Consider the following 15,127-nt stretch of genomic DNA (forward strand, 5'->3'; position numbering starts at 1 on the left):
ATGTGGCGGATCGGCATAACCGGGTCGATCGCAACCGGAAAATCGACGGTTCTCGACGCCTTCAGGACCCTGGGCGTGCCGGTCTTCTCGGCTGATGCCGCCGTGGCCGAGCTCTATGCCGGCGAGGCCGTCGCTGCCGTCGAAGCGCTGTTTCCCGGTGTCGCCATTGATGGCGTCATCGACCGCAATCTGCTCGCGCAACGCCTTGCCGCCGATCCCTCCGGCTTCAAGCGCCTCGAAGCCGTGGTGCATCCGCTGGTCCGTGCCCGTATCAAGGACTTCATGGACAAGGCGGAGCAATCGGGCGCGGCCCTGGCCGTGGTCGAAGTGCCGCTGCTGTTCGAAAGCGGCTATGATTATGGCTTTGATGCCGTGGGCGTGACCTTTGTCGACGAGGCTATCCAGCGCCAGCGGGTTCTGGCGCGGCCGGGGATGACCGTGGAAAAGCTCGACACCATCCTTGCCCGGCAGCTGCCACAGGCCGAAAAGAAGGCACGGGCAACCTATCTGTTCGATACCGGCGGCACGCTGGCGCAGACCCAAGCCATGGTCCGCGCCCTGGTGGCCGCGATCCAGGCGCGGCAAGGGCAGCAATGAATCGCGAAATCGTCCTCGATACCGAAACCACCGGCCTGTCACCGGCCAGCGGCGACCGTCTGGTCGAAATCGGGTGTGTTGAATTGCTCAACCACATTCCCTCGGGACGCACCTATCACGTCTATATCAATCCCAAGCGCTCGATGCCCGAAGAGGCCTTTCGCGTGCATGGCCTGTCCGAGGAATTCCTCGCCGACAAGCCGGTTTTTGCCGACGTGGCCAGTGATTTCCGTGATTTCATCGGCGATTCCAGGCTCATCATCCACAATGCCCCCTTCGACATGGGCTTTCTCAATGCCGAGCTGACCAAGCTTGGCCAGCCGGTGCTGAGCAATGACGTGCTCGATACGGTTATGCTGGCGCGCAGCGTGCATCCCGGTGCCCGCGTCAGCCTCGATGCGCTCTGCAAGCACTATGGCATCGACAATTCCCGCCGCACCCTGCACGGCGCTTTGCTCGACAGCGAGATCCTCGCCGAGGTCTATCTCGAGCTGATCGGCGGCAAGCAGGTCAGTCTGGCGCTGATGGCCGAAACCGGCGTCTCGGGCGCCGAAGGCATTGCCACCATCGCCGTGGCCGCCCAGCGTCCCTCCCCGCTGCGGCCCCGCATCTCCGACGCCGAAATCGCCGCCCACGCCGCCCTCATCGCCGCCATGGGCCCCGATTCGATCTGGGCGAAGTACGAGGCGTCGTAGCGTCGTAGACGCTGGGACTTTTGGGCCGGTGGATCTCGGCGCCTATTTCCGACACTCTGTGCATTCCCCACCCCCACGGAGTCATTCCCGCGCAGGCGGGAATCCATTCTGACTTTTGTGGGACGCCGCCAAAGAGTGGATTCCCACCAACGCGGGAATGACCCGGTGAACGTGGATCACCCACCGGCGCACCCTTCAGTGGCAAAAACAAAAAACCCGGGCACGGGACCCGGGTTTTTCAAATCACTCTGCGACAGCCTCAGTTCGGCTTGTCGGCATCGGCGTTTTCGGCGGTCAGCGGGGCAGCGCCCTGCTTGGCGGCGAGCTGGGCCAGGTTCTGGCGATAGATCGAGGCAAAGTCGACCGGCTCCATCATCAGCGGCGGGAAGCCACCCTGCTGGGTGACGCTGGCCAGCACCTGCCGCGCAAACGGGAAGATCAGGCGCGGGCATTCGATCATCAGCAGCTGGCTGAGCTGGGCCTCGGGAATGTTCTTGAGGCGGAAGACGCCGCCATAGACCAGCTCCACATTGAACAGGATGGCCTGTTCGCGATTGGCCTTGGCGTTGAGCGTCAATTCGACCGCATAGACGTCGTCGGCCTGCTTCTTGACCGCAACGCTGATCGAGACATTGAACGCCGGATTGCCGCCACCGGCCATGATCGAGGCCGGTGCGCCCGGATTTTCGAAGCTGAGATCGCGGATATACTGGCCCACGAGATTCATCGTGGGGGCGTTGCTGGCTTGCGGCGCTGCGGCGCCCTGGTTTTCGTCAGCCATCATCTGGTCCTTTGCCGAGAATTTTGCTGCTTGGGGCTAACATCTTTGCGCCGGACGGACAAGCACGGGACGACTTGCTAGTGCGGACGATAGTCGTCTTCATCGAGGTCAATGGTGTCTGGCCCCTTGATGGTGGGGTCATTGGCCGGCCCATAGCGCCGATAGCTTGAGGTTTCGACTACGCTCACCCGGCTGGCCAAGGCCTTGTAGATCATGGCCCGAACCGCCGGCAGCAGCAGCGCCAGGCCGATCGCATCGGTGAAAAACCCCGGAATGATCAGCAGCATCGCGGCCAGGCCGATCATCATCGTGTCGGCAATTGCCTGGCCGGGCACCTTGCCGGCGCTGACATTGCTGCGCATCTGCGTCAGCACCGACAGCCCCTGCCGGCGCAGCAGGGCAACGCCAAGCACAGCCGCTCCGACCACCAGCGCCAGGGTCGGCCACAGGCCGATCCACTGCCCAACCTTGATGAACAGGGCGATTTCGATGATCGGCAGCAGCAGAAATCCAAGCAGAAACAAGCGGGCCAAGGGCTCTTATCCTCGTGATCGAGTGGTTTTGTCGCGTCTCATAGCATTCTCGCTCCAACGTGAACTGGTTTCAGGGTGAAGCTTTCCCTATATATAGGACAGTTTTCGCGCGCTGCGAGCGCCGCGCTTCGGGCGGCAGGCTCGTTTCGGCGCAATAGCAACAGGTGTAATAGGCCCATGGACGAGTTTTTCGATCTTCCCACCCTCATTGTCATCGGCGTCGCGGTGGTGATCTTGTTCCGCCTGCGCTCCGTGCTGGGAACTCGAACCGGCACCGAACGGCCACCGCTGGAGCGGCGCAAGCCCGACGCCGCCAAGTCCGATGATACCGTGGTGCCGCTGCGCCCGCAGGGTACTGCTGCCCCCGAACTCGACGACGAACGCCGGGCCCGCAAGCTCGAAGCCGAAATCGAGCAGTTCTCGCGCGGCAATGAAGGCCTGGCGGCCGGGCTCAAGGCCGTGGCCGAGGTCGATCCGACCTTCACGCCCAAATCGTTCCTCGATGGCGCCAAGCAGGCCTATGAAATGATCGTGACCGCGTTTGCCGCCGGCGACCGCAATACGCTCAAAAATCTCCTGGAGAAGGAGGTCTTTGACGGCTTCCAGCGCGCCATTGCCGATCGCGAAGCCGCCGGCCAGACCGTCGACTTCACCTTTGTCGGCCTGCCCAAGGTCGAATATGCCGACGCCGAATATGACCGCAAGAATGTGCTGGTCACCATTCGCTTCCATGCCGAGGTGGTTTCGGCCACCCGCGACAAGGATGGCAATCTGGTGGAAGGCAATGCCGACCAGGTGCAGTCGATCGCCGATGAATGGACCTTCGTGCGCAATCCCAAGTCGCGCGATCCGAACTGGAAGCTCGTGACCACCAGCCCACTCGACTAACCCCGAGCGGCAGGCCGTTTGCATTCATGTCCAAGCGTGATCCCAAGCGCCTGCCGCACGACTTTCACCTGTGGACGGCTGTTGCCGCCACGGTCGATCCCCTGCGCCGCAAGGGTCTGCTGAAACTGGGCGGCGGCCCGCTGCCCATGCCGGAACCGGCCCCCGAGCCGGCCGCTGCTGCCGCCCCGCCCACCAAGGCGCCACCAACCCGCAAGCCACCGCGCCAACCCTTCCTGCCGCCCTATCAGGCGCCCCTGCCCTCGGCGCCAACGCCCGAGCGCGCCATCGAGCCGACCATCACCAAAAAGCTCGGCCGTGGCCGTATCGAGATCGATGGCACCATCGATCTGCATGGCATGACCCAGAATGAGGCGCGGGGCGCCCTGCATCGCTATGTGCAGTCCCGCTTTGCCCGCGGCGATCGCACCATTCTGGTCATCACCGGCAAGGGCCAGAAAACCGATAATGACTATATCGCGGCCATGACCGAGCGCGGCATCCTGCGCACCATGCTGCCGATCTGGCTGTCCGAACCCGCGCTGTCGCCGCTGATTTCCGGCTGGAGTGTGGCGGCGCGCGGCCATGGTGGGGAGGGGGCGTGGTATGTGCGCCTGCGCCGCTCATGACCCCGCTCGGCGCGCGCATCCGTGCTCTGCGTGAAGAGCGCGGGGTTTCCCTCAAGGACATGGCGGCGGCACTCAATGTCTCGAGCGCCTATCTGTCGGCCCTCGAACATGGCCGCCGCGGCAAGCCGACCGGTTTCCTGCTGCATCGGATGATCACCTATTTCAACGTCATCTGGGACGAGGCCGAGGAACTCCAGCGCCTCGCCGAAATGAGCGATCCCAAGATCACCATCGACACCGCCGGCCTCGCCCCCGAAGCCACCGAGCTGACCAACCGGCTCGCCGCCGATATCGGCAAGCTCGATGTGGAGGATCTCAAATTCCTGCGCAACGAGTTGATCAAGCGCTCCGGTCGCAGCCGCTGATCCCACTCGCATTCGCCTGGCTTGGCGCGGTCGGCAGGTGTATTCTGCGGCATATGCCAGGAGGTTCCCATGCGCAGTCTGACTGTCGTGACCATCCTTGCCGGGCTGACCAGCCCCATCCTTGCCGCTGATCTCACACCCGACATGCTCCAGGCCATGCTGGCGGCCCAGGACGCCGCCACCGTGGTGCAATCACTCGATAACCGGCCCGGGGCCGATGATCCCTGGGCACAGGTGCTCACCCATATGCGGGCGGGCGAACAGGATTGGCTCGATCTGGTGCCGCTGCTGGCGCCCGGCACGGATGCCGGGACGGCCGACGCACTGCGGATGGCGCTGTCGCAGGCGCTGACGCACAATCCCGCCGGCGTGCTCGGGCTGATCCCCGAACGCTATAGCGCCAGCGCTATCTGCCGCGATGGCGCCAGCGCCGCACCGGTCACTGCACCGGTGACTGGGGCGGTGGATTTCATCGATGACGCGCTGGTCGCGGTCGCCGCCATTCTTGATCCGGCGCTGATGCCGGCCCGCAATGCCTGCATCCAGGCGCTCGGTGCGGCGCGGATCGCGGCGCTGATCTGAAAAAAAGGCCGCCAGGCGAACCCGGCGGCCGTGTCGTCGTGGTGTTGGTGCGCTACAGCACGAATTTGCTCAGATCGGTATCCTGGGCCAGCACGCCAACCTTTTCGGCGACGAAGGCCTTGTCGATGCGGATGGTCTGGCCCTGCTTGTCGGGGGCCTCGAAGGAAATATCCTCCACCAGCCGTTCCATCACCGTCTGCAGCCGCCGCGCCCCGATATTTTCGACCGAATTGTTGACCTTGACCGCCGCGTCGGCGATCGCCTCGATCGCGTCACTGGTGAAGTCCAGCGTCACCCCTTCGGTGCCGATCAAGGCGACATACTGCTTGATCAGGCTGGCCTCGGTATCGTTGAGGATGCGGATGAAATCGTCCCGCGTCAGCGCCTTGAGCTCGACCCGGATCGGCAGGCGGCCCTGCAATTCCGGCAACAGGTCGCTGGGCTTGCTGACATGGAAGGCGCCCGAGGCGATGAACAGGATATGGTCAGTCTTGACCGGACCATACTTGGTCGAAACCGTGGTGCCTTCGATCAGCGGCAGCAGGTCGCGCTGCACGCCTTCGCGCGATGGTCCGCCGCTGGGCGCGCCTTCGCGGATGGCGATCTTGTCGATTTCATCAAGGAAGACGATGCCGTGGTTTTCCACCAGGTCGACGGCTTCGCTTTTCAGCTGGTCCTGGTCGAGCAGCTTGTCGGCTTCCTCGGCAATCAGCGGCTCATAGGCGTCCTTCACCTTGACCTTGCGCTTGACCCCGCGCCCGCCCATTGCCTTGCCGAACATCTCGCTGAGATTGATCATGCCGATGCCGCCGGGCATGCCGGGGATTTCCATGCCCCCCAGGCCCTGGGGCGGCGTCATCTCGATTTCGATTTCCTTGTCGTCGAGTTCGTTGTCGCGCAGCTTCCGGCGGAAACTGTCGCGGGTCGACGGCGTTGCCGACGTACCCACCAGGGCATCGAGCACGCGCTCTTCGGCATTGTGATGGGCCTGCGCCTGCACGTCGGCCCGGCGCTTGTCGCGCAGCAGCGAAATCCCGGCTTCCACCAGGTCCCGGATGATCTGCTCGACATCGCGGCCGACATAGCCCACTTCGGTAAACTTGGTGGCCTCAACCTTGATGAAGGGCGCCTGCGCCAGCCGCGCCAGCCGGCGCGCGATCTCGGTCTTGCCAACCCCGGTCGGCCCGATCATCAGGATGTTCTTGGGCGTCACCTCGCGGCGCATGTCGGCGTCCAGCTGCTGGCGGCGCCAGCGATTGCGCAGGGCCACGGCGACGGCGCGCTTGGCGTCATGCTGGCCGACAATATTGCGGTCGAGTTCGCTGACGATCTCGCGCGGGGAAAAATTGGTTTCACTCATGTGTTTCTCCAGGTGCCTCATCCAGGAAGCGCACCATCAGGTGTTCGTCGACAAAGCGACCGTTCACGAATTGCGAGCGGGGATCGGTTCCGTAGCGCACGAACCCCGCCTTTTGGTAGAGCCGGATCGCCGGCTCGTTATGGGCAGCGACGCCCAGATGGACCTGGGCAACCTTGCCCTTGCTATGCGCGAGCGCCGCGTCGAGCAGCGCCTGCGCGCAGCCGGTGCCGCGCATGTCGGGCCGCACATAGACCTGGTAGAGCCAGGCGCGATGGGCTTCCCGCCCGCTGCCGAACTCCAACGCCATGATCCCGGCAAGGCTGCCATCGGGCCGGATGGCGCCGACAAAGACCATGGCCTCCAGCACCGCCCGCAATTCGTCCGGCGTCCGCTGCACGAATTGCTCGGGCGTACTGGCAAAGGCCTCGGGGTGATTGGTCAGGGCCTCGAGCCGGATGGCGCGATAATCCGCAACGTCACTTCCCGTCAGGCGCCTGATGGCAAAGCTCACGCGCTGAGCTCGATGGTTTCAAGCGTCACATTGCCATTAGTATAGACGCAGATTTCCTCGGCGATCTTCATGGCCCGGCGGGCAATGTCCTCGGCATCGAATTCGGTCGCCTGATGCAGCGCCAGCGCGGCCGAATGGGCGTAATTGCCACCCGAACCAATGGCGATGACCCCATGGTCAGGGGTCAGCACGTCGCCCGTGCCGGTCAGTACCAGGGTATCGGTCTTGTCGGCCACGATCATCATGGCTTCCAGCTTGCGCAGATAGCGATCGGTGCGCCAGTCCTTGGCCAATTCGACGGCAGCGCGCATCAACTGGTCGGGATATTGCTCCAGCTTGGCTTCAAGCCGCTCGAACAGCGTGAACGCATCGGCGGTCGAGCCGGCAAATCCGCCGATCACCTTGCCGCCGGCCAGGCGACGAACCTTCTTGGCGGTGTGCTTCATCACCGTGGGGCCCATGGAAACCTGGCCATCGCCAGCCACCACGACCTTATTGCCCTTGCGCACGGAAACGATGGTCGTCCCGTGCCACCCGGGGAAATTGCTCTCACTCATTGGAAAAATACTCCAGAACTGTTGGGTGATATTTAGGGAACGGTCGAGCGATTGCAATGCGTGGTTCTGCGCCGGCCTGTTCTCCTCTGCGTGAGCTGGCGATACGAGGGGGCTGCCGCCTCCGCGCCTTCCCGTTTCACCCACCGCGTCATCCCGGCGAAAGCCGAGATCCAGTTTCCTTTAGGGCAGCGCCGGTGGCTGGGTCAGGAACAAGCTGACCTACATCGCCCCTCAACCCAATCTTCACGCCATCGTGGCTATCTGCTACTGAGCCCCCGTATTCCCGGAGACCGCCCGCATGCGCACTGCACAGATTGCCCGCAAGACCAACGAGACCGAGATCACGGTCGCAGTGAATCTGGATGGCACCGGCGCCCATGCCATGGCCACCGGCATCGGCTTTTTCGATCACATGCTCGACCAGCTGTCGCGCCACTCGCTGATCGACATGGACGTGTCCTGCAAGGGTGACCTGCACATCGATTTCCACCACACGGCGGAAGATGTGGGCATTGCCATCGGCCAGGCCATTTCGAAAGCTCTCGGTGACAAGAAGGGCATCCGCCGCTATGCCAGCTGCGACCTGCCGATGGACGGCACGCTGACCCGCGCCGCGCTGGATGTGTCCGGCCGTCCTTTCCTGGTGTTCCGGGCCGAATTCAGCCGCGACAAGGTCGGCGAGATGGATACCGAGCTGTTCCGCGAATTCTTTCAGGCCTTCGCCATGAATGCCGGTATTACCCTGCACATCGAGAATTTCTATACCGACAACAACCACCATCTGGCCGAGTCGATGTTCAAGGCGGTGGCCCGCGCCCTGCGCGATGCGGTCGAGATCGACCCCCGCGCCGCCGATCGCATTCCCTCGACCAAGGGCACGCTGTAGCAAGGCCTTTAAACTCGGGGCATTTTGCTCTAAGTCCACCCCGATAACGGTGTCACCCCGGACCAGACCGGGGACCATGTCCGGATTTCGACAGGACCGCTGTCGCAATCGGTGGGCACACCGCCTTTGTGGAGCCGTCATGACCCTCTACGCGATCTTTGCGCCCCGGCCGGGCAAGCCCGCCGCTCCCCGCGCCATCCCGGAGAAATTCTCCTGGCTGGCGGCGCTGCTGCCGCCGGTCTTCGCCATTGTGCATGGATTGTGGCTGGAACTGATCGCCTTCATCGTGCTGGTCGCTGCCCTCGCCTATCTCGGCGACTGGATCGGCGCGTCCGCCACCGGCTGGCTCTATCTGGCCTTGGCGCTCTGGTGCGGCCTCGCCGCCGCCAGCCTGCGCCGCCATGGTCTGGCATGGCGGGGCTGGCGCCATCGCGGCGATGTCGTGGCCCCGACCGCCGACCTCGCCCGTCTCTCTTTCCTGCAGGCAGAACGATGAGCCTAGTTACCATTATCGATTACGGCGCCGGCAATCTGCGCTCGGCGGCCAATGCCTTCGAGCGCGTTGCCGCCACGCTCGATACCCCGCCCGAAATTCTCGTCACCGCCGATCCCGAAGCCGTGCGTCGCGCTGATCGCATCATGCTGCCCGGCGTCGGCGCCTTTGCCGATTGCAAGGCGGGCCTCGATGCCGTCGCCGGCATGCGCGAAGTGCTCGAGGAGCGGGTGATCGCCGGCGGCGTGCCGTTCCTGGGCGTCTGTGTCGGCATGCAGCTGCTGGCCAGCGAGGGCCGCGAAAAGACCGTGACCCCCGGCCTTGGCTGGATCCCCGGCGCCGTCGAGCGGCTGACCCCGTCCGATCCCGGCCTCAAGATTCCCCATATGGGCTGGAACACGCTGACCGTGCAGAAGCCCCATGCCTTGCTGGCCGGCATTCCCGATGGCCCCGATGGGCTGCACGCCTATTTCGTGCACTCCTATCACCTGGTCACCGACAGTGCCGATACCCGCCTCGCCATCGCCGATTACGGCGGGCCGGTGACCGCCGCTGTCGGCCGCGACAATATCTTTGGCACCCAGTTCCACCCGGAAAAAAGCCAGGCGCTGGGCCTGAAGCTGATCGAGAATTTTTTGAGGTGGACGCCGTGATCCTGTTTCCCGCTATCGATCTCAAGGACGGTCAGTGCGTGCGCCTCAAGCTGGGCGACATGGACCAGGCCACCGTGTTCAACGACAATCCCGCCGCGCAGGCCAAGTCGTTCGAGGACCAGGGCTTTGAATATCTCCATGTCGTCGATCTCAACGGCGCCTTTGCCGGCGAAAGCGTCAATGGATCGGCGGTCGATGCCATCCTCAAGGCGGTGAATTTCCCGGTGCAGCTGGGCGGTGGCATTCGCAATCTCGGCCATATCGAAAGCTGGCTGGGCAAGGGCCTGGCCCGCGTCATCCTCGGCACGGTCGCCGTGCGCGATCCCGAGCTGGTCAAAGCGGCGGCCAGAAACTTCCCCGGCCAGGTGGCTGTCGGCATTGATGCCCGCGCCGGCATGGTGGCGGTCGAAGGCTGGGCGGAAACCTCCGAACTCAGCGTCATCGAACTGGCCAAGCGCTTCGAGGGCGCCGGCGTGGCGGCGATCATCTATACCGATATCGACCGCGACGGCATTCTGGCTGGGATCAACTGGGACGCGACGCTGGAGCTGGCCCGCGCCACCTCCATTCCGGTCATCGCCTCGGGCGGCCTCGCCTCGATGGACGATATCGAGCGCATGACCCGGCCGGACTATCAGGTGCTGGAAGGCGCCATTTCCGGCCGCGCGCTCTATGACGGGCGCATTGATTCACGTGAAGCACTGGCTCTGCTGAGGGCGGCGTGACCACCCAACCTGCCCAGGTCCGCCGCTTTCCCTGGCGCTTCTACACCATCGTGCTGGTGATGATCCTGTTGTTTGCCCTCTGGCCCGTGCTCTCGGTGTGCTTCACCTATCTGGTTGCCGAGGCCACCGGCTGCGTGGTCAATGAAGCCGGCATCAATCCCTGCCTCGTCCTGGGCCAGGATATTGGCGGCGTGCTCTATACCACCGGCGTCATGGGCTGGTTCATGCTGGTCACCCTGCCGCTGGGCGGGGGGGCGCTGATCGTCTGGCCGGTCATGCTGATCATCCACCGCCTCGCCTGGCGCCGCACCCAACCGGGAGGCGCCGCATGAGCCGACAGCGCCAGCCCCGCGCCATCCTGGTGCAGCGGGTCAACTTCCTCTGGTATGGCCTGCCCATCCTGCCGATCCTGGCCGCTTTCTATGCCGCGATCGCCGGCTATTTGCCCTCCTGGGTGGCGCTGATCGCCGTCTTTGCCTTTTTCATGTGGCTGTTTTCGCTGCTGTTCACGCTGTTTGCCGTGTTGAAGCGCCGCAACAAGGATCCCCGTTCATGAGCCTCAAGACCCGCCTGATCCCCTGCCTCGATGTCAAGGATGGCCGCGTGGTCAAGGGTGTGCAGTTTGTCGATCTGATCGATGCCGGCGACCCGGTTGCGGCCGCCATTGCCTATGATGCCGCCGGCGCCGATGAACTCTGCTTCCTCGATATCGCCGCCAGCCATGAAGGCCGCGAGACCATTTTCGATGTCGTCGCCCGCACCGCCGAGCATTGCTTCATGCCGGTTACCGTCGGCGGCGGCGTGCGCACCATCGAGGATATCCGCAAGCTCCTGCTCTCGGGCGCCGACAAGGTGGCGATCAATTCGGCTGCCGTCACCGATCCCGATTTCATCTCCCGCGCCGCCGACAAGTTCGGCAATCAGTGCATCGTCGTTTCCGTCGACGCCAAGCAGCGGCTCGATCAGGCGGTGGGTGGCGATAACGGCCAGGCGGTCCGCCGCGAGGACAAGGAAAGCCAATGGGAAATCTATACCCATGGCGGCCGCAAGCCGTCGGGGCTCGATGCGGTAGAGTTCGCTGCCCGCATGGTCGAGCGCGGCGCCGGCGAATTGCTGGTGACCTCGATGGATCGCGACGGCACCCGCTCGGGCTTTGATATCGCCCTGACCCGCGCCATTGCCGATGCGGTGGCAGTTCCGGTGATTGCCTCGGGCGGCGTCGGCACGCTCGATCACCTGGTCGAGGGCGTGCGCGAAGGCCATGCCAGCGCCGTGCTGGCCGCCTCGATTTTCCACTTCGGCACCTTCACCATCCCCCAGGCCAAGCAGTATCTGCAGAGCCATGGCATTGCCGTGCGTATGGACCGCGCCGCTTAGGTCCGGAAGAGCCTACCCTGTTTTTGCTGACGCTCGGAGACCCCGATGAGCTTTACCCTCGAAGACCTCGATGCCCGTCTGGCCATGCGCGCCGCCGCCTCCCCCGAGGAAAGCTATACGGCCAAGCTGTTGAGCCGCGGCGTCGCCAAATGTGCGCAAAAGCTCGGCGAGGAAGCCACCGAAGCGGTGATCGCCGCTGTCGGCAATGACCAGCCCGAATTGACCAAGGAGGCCGGCGACGTGCTCTATCACCTGCTGGTGCTGCTGCGCGCCGCCGATGTGCCGCTGAGCGCGGTCATGGCCGAGCTGGAAAGCCGCACCGCCCAGTCCGGCCTCGCTGAAAAAGCCGGCCGCCGGGGCGATCGCTAATGGCCAGGCGTGCTGCCGTTCCGGCGCCCTATCACCGGTTCACCAAGGCCCAATGGTCCAAGCTGCGCGATGGCGAGCTGATGACCCTGACCGCCGAGGACATCAAGCGCCTGCGCACCCTGTCCGATCCGATCTCGCTCAAGGAAGCCGAGGAGATCTACCTGCCGCTGACGCGCCTGCTCTCCTATTATGTCGAGGCCGTCCAGGGCCTGCACAATGTCTCGACCCGCTTCCTCAATACCCCCGACCAGAAGGTGCCGTTCATCATCGGCGTCGCTGGCTCGGTCGCGGTGGGCAAGTCGACCACGGCGCGTATCCTGCAGGCCCTGCTGCAGCGCTGGCCCTCCAGCCCCAAGGTCGATCTGGTCACCACCGACGGGTTCCTGCATCCCAATGCGGTGCTCACCGAGCGCGGGCTGATGGAGCGCAAGGGGTTTCCCGAAAGCTACGATCGCACGCGCTTCGTTGCCTTCCTGGCCGATATCAAATCGGGCAAGCCCCGGGTGCAGGTCCCGGTCTATTCCCACCTGGTCTATGATGTGGTGCCGGGCGAGGAAGTGACGATCGAGCGCCCCGATATCCTGATTGTCGAGGGTCTCAACATCCTGCAGCCCGGCGAATTGCCGCGCACCGGCAAGCCGATTGTCTTTGCCTCCGACTTCATCGATTTCTCGGTCTATATCGACGCCGACGAGGCGGACCTGCGCGACTGGTTCATGGAGCGCTTCTTCCGCCTGCGCGAAACCGCCTTCCGCGACCCCACTTCGTTCTTCCGCCGCTTCTCGGAAATGAGCAAGGACGAGGCCGGCACCTTCGGCCAGAAGGTCTGGGAGACCATCAACCTGCCCAACCTGCTGGACAATGTCGTCCCCACCCGCGGCCGCGCCGACCTGATCCTCAAAAAGGGCAAGAGCCATTTGATCGAGGAAGTGCAACTGCGCCGGGTTTGATGGTTACGGGGCGTTCGGGTCACGGCCGCCACCCCGGATCCCACCCCACCCACCGCGCTGCCCACGGGCTCGACCCGTGGGCCACTATCAGCGCGCCAAGATATCTCGGTGTTTGCGGCGAATGACCCGCGGGTCAAGCCCGCGGGCAGCACAGTGGGTGTTGGACACGCGGCGCGCAGGCATCACGCAGACCGCGATTTAGGGGTAAATTCCATCCCTCCTCAATCGTCATTGCCCGGCTCGTCCGGGCAATCCACTCTTCCACCGCATGAAAGATGGATCACCCGGACAAGCCCGGTGATGACGCTGGTGCTGAAACGGAGCGGAGCTGCACTGCACAGTGCGGTGAGTTGAGCCCAGCCCACCCACCGGGCTGCCCACGGGCTCGACCCGTGGGCCACTACCAGCGCGTACTGGGCGCAGTGTTTACGCCAACCCCTCGGGACAAGGCCCTCTTCAGTCGCGGCGTCCAGACGCCTACCCGGCCAGCCCGTGCTGCTTGCTCAGCTCTTCCAGATCCAGCTGTGGCCGCGCCCCGATATGGGTGATCACTTCCGATGCGGCGAGGCACCCGGTCTTGAGGGCGCTTTCCAGCGTCTGGCCGCGCGCCATGCCCAAGAGGAACCCCGAGGCGAACAGATCGCCGGCGCCGGTGGCATCGACCACCTTGTCGATGGCATAGGCCGGGATCGAAACGATCTCGCCATTATGGATGGCCATGGCGCCATCGGCGCCCATGGTGATCGCGGCCAGTTCGGCATCCTTGGCAATCTGGCGCACCGCCTCGCCCAGGTCGTCGGTCTGGTACAGCGACTTCAGCTCATGCACATTGGCAAACACATAATCCATGGTCTGGCTGCGCATCAGGTCGAGGAATTCATCGCGGAAACGATCGACGCAGAACGGATCGCTCAGCGTGAAGGCGGCAGCGCGTTCGTGCTTGTGGGCATAATGGGCGGCGCGCACAAACGCCTTCTTGGCCTCAGCCGGGTCCCACAGAAAGCCTTCCATATAGGTGATCGCCGCGCCGCCGATTTCGTCCTCGACAATGTCGGCCTCGGTCAGCTGCTGGCAGGCCCCCAGATAGGTATTCATGGTGCGCTCGCCATCGTCGTCGCAGACATAGATCATCGAGCGCGCGGTGGGGGCGCCATGGATCAGGCGCGGCGTGGCGTAGTGCACGCCGATGGCGCGGAAATCCTCGTCGAAGAAATCGCCCAGTTCGTCCTCGGCCACCTTGCCGACAAAGGCGGCGCGGCCGCCCAGCGAGGCGACGCCGGCGGCGGTATTGGCGGCGCTGCCACCCGAAATCTGCTGCTTGCCGGCCGGCATGCGGCCATAAAGGTCGATGGCGCGATCCGCATCGATCAGATGCATGATACCACGGCTCATGCCTTCGGCTTCGATAAAGCCCTGCTCGGCCGGTGCGATGATGTCGACAATCGCATTGCCGATGGTGAGGACGTCGAAGCGGGTCTGGGCCATTGCGGGTCCGAAAATGTGAGGGATTACCCGAGCGATGTAGCGGATCGACCCCGGCGGCGCAACGCTTAAGCGCCGGCCGGCTCGGTCCCGATGATGGCCCTGATCAGCCCATCCAGGTTCTCGCCCTCGCGAATGGCGATCTGCCCGTCGAGCAAGAGGATGGCCAGCCCATGCACCTTGGCCCAGGCCTGCAGCGCCGCGATCCGCCCGCCATCGGGGCTGCTGGTGGCGGTGGCAATGCGCAGCGTTTCAAACGCCGCGTCCGCCGCCATGCGCAGCGTCGGCCGGTTGGCCCGCTTCAGCTCCGGCGAGAACATCAGCCGGAACAATTCCATATTGTCGAGCGCAAAGCGGACATAGGCATGCCCCATCGCCGCCAGCCGCGCTTCCGGGGTGTCGCCGATGGCGGCCTCTTTCATCTGCGCGCTGAATTGCTGATAGCCGCGCACCGCCAATGCCTCGAGCAGCGAGATCTTGTTGTCGAAATGCCGATAGGGGGCGGCGGGCGAGACCTTGAGCAGCCGCGCCAGCTCGCGTAGCCCCAAATTGGCGGCACCGCCGCTTTCCAGCATGGCCATGGCGCCATCCAGCAGCGCCCGGCGCAGGTCGCCATGGTGGTAGGGTTGGGGTTTCGGCAGAGATGTTGACATTGCTTACACTGAATTCTACTTATGTGGTCACTGTTAACATCATC

22 protein-coding genes are annotated in these 15,127 nt (G+C 64.2%); 15 read left to right on the plus strand and 7 right to left on the minus strand.

Annotated features, from left to right (window positions below):
* Complete coding sequence (gene coaE, locus BUA69_RS09725) at positions 1-597, plus strand: dephospho-CoA kinase (protein ID WP_046137243.1); 597 nt, start codon at positions 1-3, stop codon at positions 595-597.
* Positions 594-1,292, plus strand: coding sequence for a DNA polymerase III subunit epsilon (gene dnaQ / locus BUA69_RS09730; RefSeq protein WP_046137242.1), 699 nt, complete (start codon positions 594-596; stop codon positions 1,290-1,292). Before coaE ends, dnaQ begins: the two co-directional genes overlap by 4 nt.
* A 259-nt stretch (positions 1,293-1,551) precedes the next feature.
* Here dnaQ and secB read toward each other — a convergent pair whose 3' ends face one another.
* Positions 1,552-2,073: a protein-export chaperone SecB gene (gene secB / locus BUA69_RS09735; protein ID WP_046137319.1), complete on the minus strand. Its 522-nt coding sequence runs from the start codon at positions 2,071-2,073 to the stop codon at positions 1,552-1,554.
* 77 nt (positions 2,074-2,150) lie between these two features.
* The gene (locus BUA69_RS09740) at positions 2,151-2,606 is read right to left on the minus strand and encodes an FxsA family protein (protein ID WP_052950804.1); all 456 of its coding nucleotides are present in this window, start codon (positions 2,604-2,606) and stop codon (positions 2,151-2,153) included.
* Positions 2,607-2,783: 177 nt separating this feature from the next.
* Here BUA69_RS09740 and BUA69_RS09745 point away from each other — a divergent pair, with 177 nt between their 5' ends.
* The 4 genes from BUA69_RS09745 to BUA69_RS09760 all read left to right on the plus strand — a co-directional run bounded on the left by BUA69_RS09745 (position 2,784) and on the right by BUA69_RS09760 (position 5,067).
* On the plus strand, positions 2,784-3,494 hold the full coding sequence (locus tag BUA69_RS09745) for a Tim44/TimA family putative adaptor protein (protein ID WP_046137241.1): 711 nt from the start codon (positions 2,784-2,786) through the stop codon (positions 3,492-3,494).
* A gap of 26 nt (positions 3,495-3,520) precedes the next feature.
* Positions 3,521-4,120, plus strand: coding sequence for a Smr/MutS family protein (locus BUA69_RS09750; protein ID WP_046137240.1), 600 nt, complete (start codon positions 3,521-3,523; stop codon positions 4,118-4,120).
* Positions 4,117-4,485 (plus strand): helix-turn-helix domain-containing protein, encoded by a 369-nt coding sequence (locus tag BUA69_RS09755; protein WP_046137239.1) that lies wholly within the window; start codon positions 4,117-4,119, stop codon positions 4,483-4,485. Before BUA69_RS09750 ends, BUA69_RS09755 begins: the two co-directional genes overlap by 4 nt.
* A gap of 69 nt (positions 4,486-4,554) precedes the next feature.
* A complete protein-coding gene (locus BUA69_RS09760; protein ID WP_052950803.1) occupies positions 4,555-5,067 on the plus strand; it encodes a hypothetical protein in 513 nt (170 codons plus the stop codon).
* Positions 5,068-5,119: 52 nt separating this feature from the next.
* On the opposite strand, the gene hslU is transcribed toward BUA69_RS09760, so the two are convergent.
* From hslU to hslV, 3 genes are read right to left on the minus strand one after another with little or no spacing between them, the layout of a single operon-like run.
* On the minus strand, positions 5,120-6,427 hold the full coding sequence (hslU, locus tag BUA69_RS09765; protein ID WP_046137238.1) for an ATP-dependent protease ATPase subunit HslU: 1,308 nt from the start codon (positions 6,425-6,427) through the stop codon (positions 5,120-5,122).
* Positions 6,420-6,938 carry a GNAT family N-acetyltransferase gene (locus BUA69_RS09770; protein ID WP_046137237.1) on the minus strand — a complete coding sequence of 173 codons (519 nt, stop codon included), beginning with the start codon at positions 6,936-6,938 and terminating at the stop codon, positions 6,420-6,422. The genes hslU and BUA69_RS09770 overlap by 8 nt, the downstream gene beginning before the upstream one ends.
* On the minus strand, positions 6,935-7,495 hold the full coding sequence (hslV, locus tag BUA69_RS09775) for an ATP-dependent protease subunit HslV (protein WP_046137236.1): 561 nt from the start codon (positions 7,493-7,495) through the stop codon (positions 6,935-6,937). Before hslV ends, BUA69_RS09770 begins: the two co-directional genes overlap by 4 nt.
* Positions 7,496-7,793: 298 nt before the next feature.
* Here hslV and hisB point away from each other — a divergent pair, with 298 nt between their 5' ends.
* From hisB to coaA, 9 genes are all read left to right on the plus strand, one after another.
* Positions 7,794-8,381, plus strand: coding sequence for an imidazoleglycerol-phosphate dehydratase HisB (gene hisB / locus BUA69_RS09780; RefSeq protein ID WP_046137235.1), 588 nt, complete (start codon positions 7,794-7,796; stop codon positions 8,379-8,381).
* A gap of 139 nt (positions 8,382-8,520) precedes the next feature.
* Positions 8,521-8,877 carry a DUF2628 domain-containing protein gene (locus tag BUA69_RS20955; RefSeq protein ID WP_046137234.1) on the plus strand — a complete coding sequence of 119 codons (357 nt, stop codon included), beginning with the start codon at positions 8,521-8,523 and terminating at the stop codon, positions 8,875-8,877.
* Positions 8,874-9,527, plus strand: coding sequence for an imidazole glycerol phosphate synthase subunit HisH (hisH, locus tag BUA69_RS09790; protein WP_046137233.1), 654 nt, complete (start codon positions 8,874-8,876; stop codon positions 9,525-9,527). The genes BUA69_RS20955 and hisH overlap by 4 nt, the downstream gene beginning before the upstream one ends.
* Positions 9,524-10,252, plus strand: a complete 729-nt coding sequence (gene hisA / locus BUA69_RS09795) for a 1-(5-phosphoribosyl)-5-[(5-phosphoribosylamino)methylideneamino]imidazole-4-carboxamide isomerase (RefSeq protein WP_046137316.1) — start codon at positions 9,524-9,526, stop codon at positions 10,250-10,252. Before hisH ends, hisA begins: the two co-directional genes overlap by 4 nt.
* Positions 10,249-10,584, plus strand: a complete 336-nt coding sequence (locus BUA69_RS20755; RefSeq protein ID WP_052950802.1) for a hypothetical protein — start codon at positions 10,249-10,251, stop codon at positions 10,582-10,584. The genes hisA and BUA69_RS20755 overlap by 4 nt, the downstream gene beginning before the upstream one ends.
* Positions 10,581-10,808, plus strand: coding sequence for a hypothetical protein (locus tag BUA69_RS09805; RefSeq protein WP_046137232.1), 228 nt, complete (start codon positions 10,581-10,583; stop codon positions 10,806-10,808). Before BUA69_RS20755 ends, BUA69_RS09805 begins: the two co-directional genes overlap by 4 nt.
* Positions 10,805-11,629 (plus strand): imidazole glycerol phosphate synthase subunit HisF, encoded by an 825-nt coding sequence (gene hisF, locus BUA69_RS09810; RefSeq protein WP_046137231.1) that lies wholly within the window; start codon positions 10,805-10,807, stop codon positions 11,627-11,629. Before BUA69_RS09805 ends, hisF begins: the two co-directional genes overlap by 4 nt.
* 45 nt (positions 11,630-11,674) lie before the next feature.
* Positions 11,675-11,998 (plus strand): phosphoribosyl-ATP diphosphatase, encoded by a 324-nt coding sequence (locus BUA69_RS09815; RefSeq protein WP_046137230.1) that lies wholly within the window; start codon positions 11,675-11,677, stop codon positions 11,996-11,998.
* Entirely contained in the window at positions 11,998-12,948 is a 951-nt protein-coding gene (gene coaA, locus BUA69_RS09820) for a type I pantothenate kinase (RefSeq protein ID WP_046137229.1), read from the plus strand. Before BUA69_RS09815 ends, coaA begins: the two co-directional genes overlap by 1 nt.
* A 477-nt stretch (positions 12,949-13,425) precedes the next feature.
* Here the strand turns inward: coaA and BUA69_RS09825 are convergent, their stop codons facing one another.
* Complete coding sequence (locus BUA69_RS09825; protein ID WP_046137228.1) at positions 13,426-14,433, minus strand: adenosine kinase; 1,008 nt, start codon at positions 14,431-14,433, stop codon at positions 13,426-13,428.
* A 65-nt stretch (positions 14,434-14,498) separates the two neighbouring features.
* Positions 14,499-15,083, minus strand: coding sequence for a TetR/AcrR family transcriptional regulator (locus BUA69_RS09830; RefSeq protein ID WP_046137227.1), 585 nt, complete (start codon positions 15,081-15,083; stop codon positions 14,499-14,501).
* Between the last annotated feature and the right edge of the window lie 44 nt (positions 15,084-15,127).

It is taken from the genome of Devosia limi DSM 17137 (genome assembly GCF_900128975.1).
Taxonomy (GTDB): Bacteria; Pseudomonadota; Alphaproteobacteria; order Rhizobiales; family Devosiaceae; genus Devosia; species Devosia limi.

Coding starts and splice junctions, on each gene's coding strand:
- coaE (WP_046137243.1), top strand. CDS start 1: ATGTGGCGGATCGGCATAACCGGGTCGATCGCAACCGGAAAATCGACG.
- dnaQ (WP_046137242.1), top strand. CDS start 594: ATGAATCGCGAAATCGTCCTCGATACCGAAACCACCGGCCTGTCACCG.
- secB (WP_046137319.1), bottom strand. CDS start 2,073: ATGGCTGACGAAAACCAGGGCGCCGCAGCGCCGCAAGCCAGCAACGCC.
- BUA69_RS09745 (WP_046137241.1), top strand. CDS start 2,784: ATGGACGAGTTTTTCGATCTTCCCACCCTCATTGTCATCGGCGTCGCG.
- BUA69_RS09750 (WP_046137240.1), top strand. CDS start 3,521: ATGTCCAAGCGTGATCCCAAGCGCCTGCCGCACGACTTTCACCTGTGG.
- BUA69_RS09755 (WP_046137239.1), top strand. CDS start 4,117: ATGACCCCGCTCGGCGCGCGCATCCGTGCTCTGCGTGAAGAGCGCGGG.
- BUA69_RS09760 (WP_052950803.1), top strand. CDS start 4,555: ATGCGCAGTCTGACTGTCGTGACCATCCTTGCCGGGCTGACCAGCCCC.
- hslU (WP_046137238.1), bottom strand. CDS start 6,427: ATGAGTGAAACCAATTTTTCCCCGCGCGAGATCGTCAGCGAACTCGAC.
- hslV (WP_046137236.1), bottom strand. CDS start 7,495: ATGAGTGAGAGCAATTTCCCCGGGTGGCACGGGACGACCATCGTTTCC.
- hisB (WP_046137235.1), top strand. CDS start 7,794: ATGCGCACTGCACAGATTGCCCGCAAGACCAACGAGACCGAGATCACG.
- BUA69_RS20955 (WP_046137234.1), top strand. CDS start 8,521: ATGACCCTCTACGCGATCTTTGCGCCCCGGCCGGGCAAGCCCGCCGCT.
- hisH (WP_046137233.1), top strand. CDS start 8,874: ATGAGCCTAGTTACCATTATCGATTACGGCGCCGGCAATCTGCGCTCG.
- BUA69_RS09805 (WP_046137232.1), top strand. CDS start 10,581: ATGAGCCGACAGCGCCAGCCCCGCGCCATCCTGGTGCAGCGGGTCAAC.
- hisF (WP_046137231.1), top strand. CDS start 10,805: ATGAGCCTCAAGACCCGCCTGATCCCCTGCCTCGATGTCAAGGATGGC.
- BUA69_RS09815 (WP_046137230.1), top strand. CDS start 11,675: ATGAGCTTTACCCTCGAAGACCTCGATGCCCGTCTGGCCATGCGCGCC.
- coaA (WP_046137229.1), top strand. CDS start 11,998: ATGGCCAGGCGTGCTGCCGTTCCGGCGCCCTATCACCGGTTCACCAAG.
- BUA69_RS09825 (WP_046137228.1), bottom strand. CDS start 14,433: ATGGCCCAGACCCGCTTCGACGTCCTCACCATCGGCAATGCGATTGTC.
- BUA69_RS09830 (WP_046137227.1), bottom strand. CDS start 15,083: ATGTCAACATCTCTGCCGAAACCCCAACCCTACCACCATGGCGACCTG.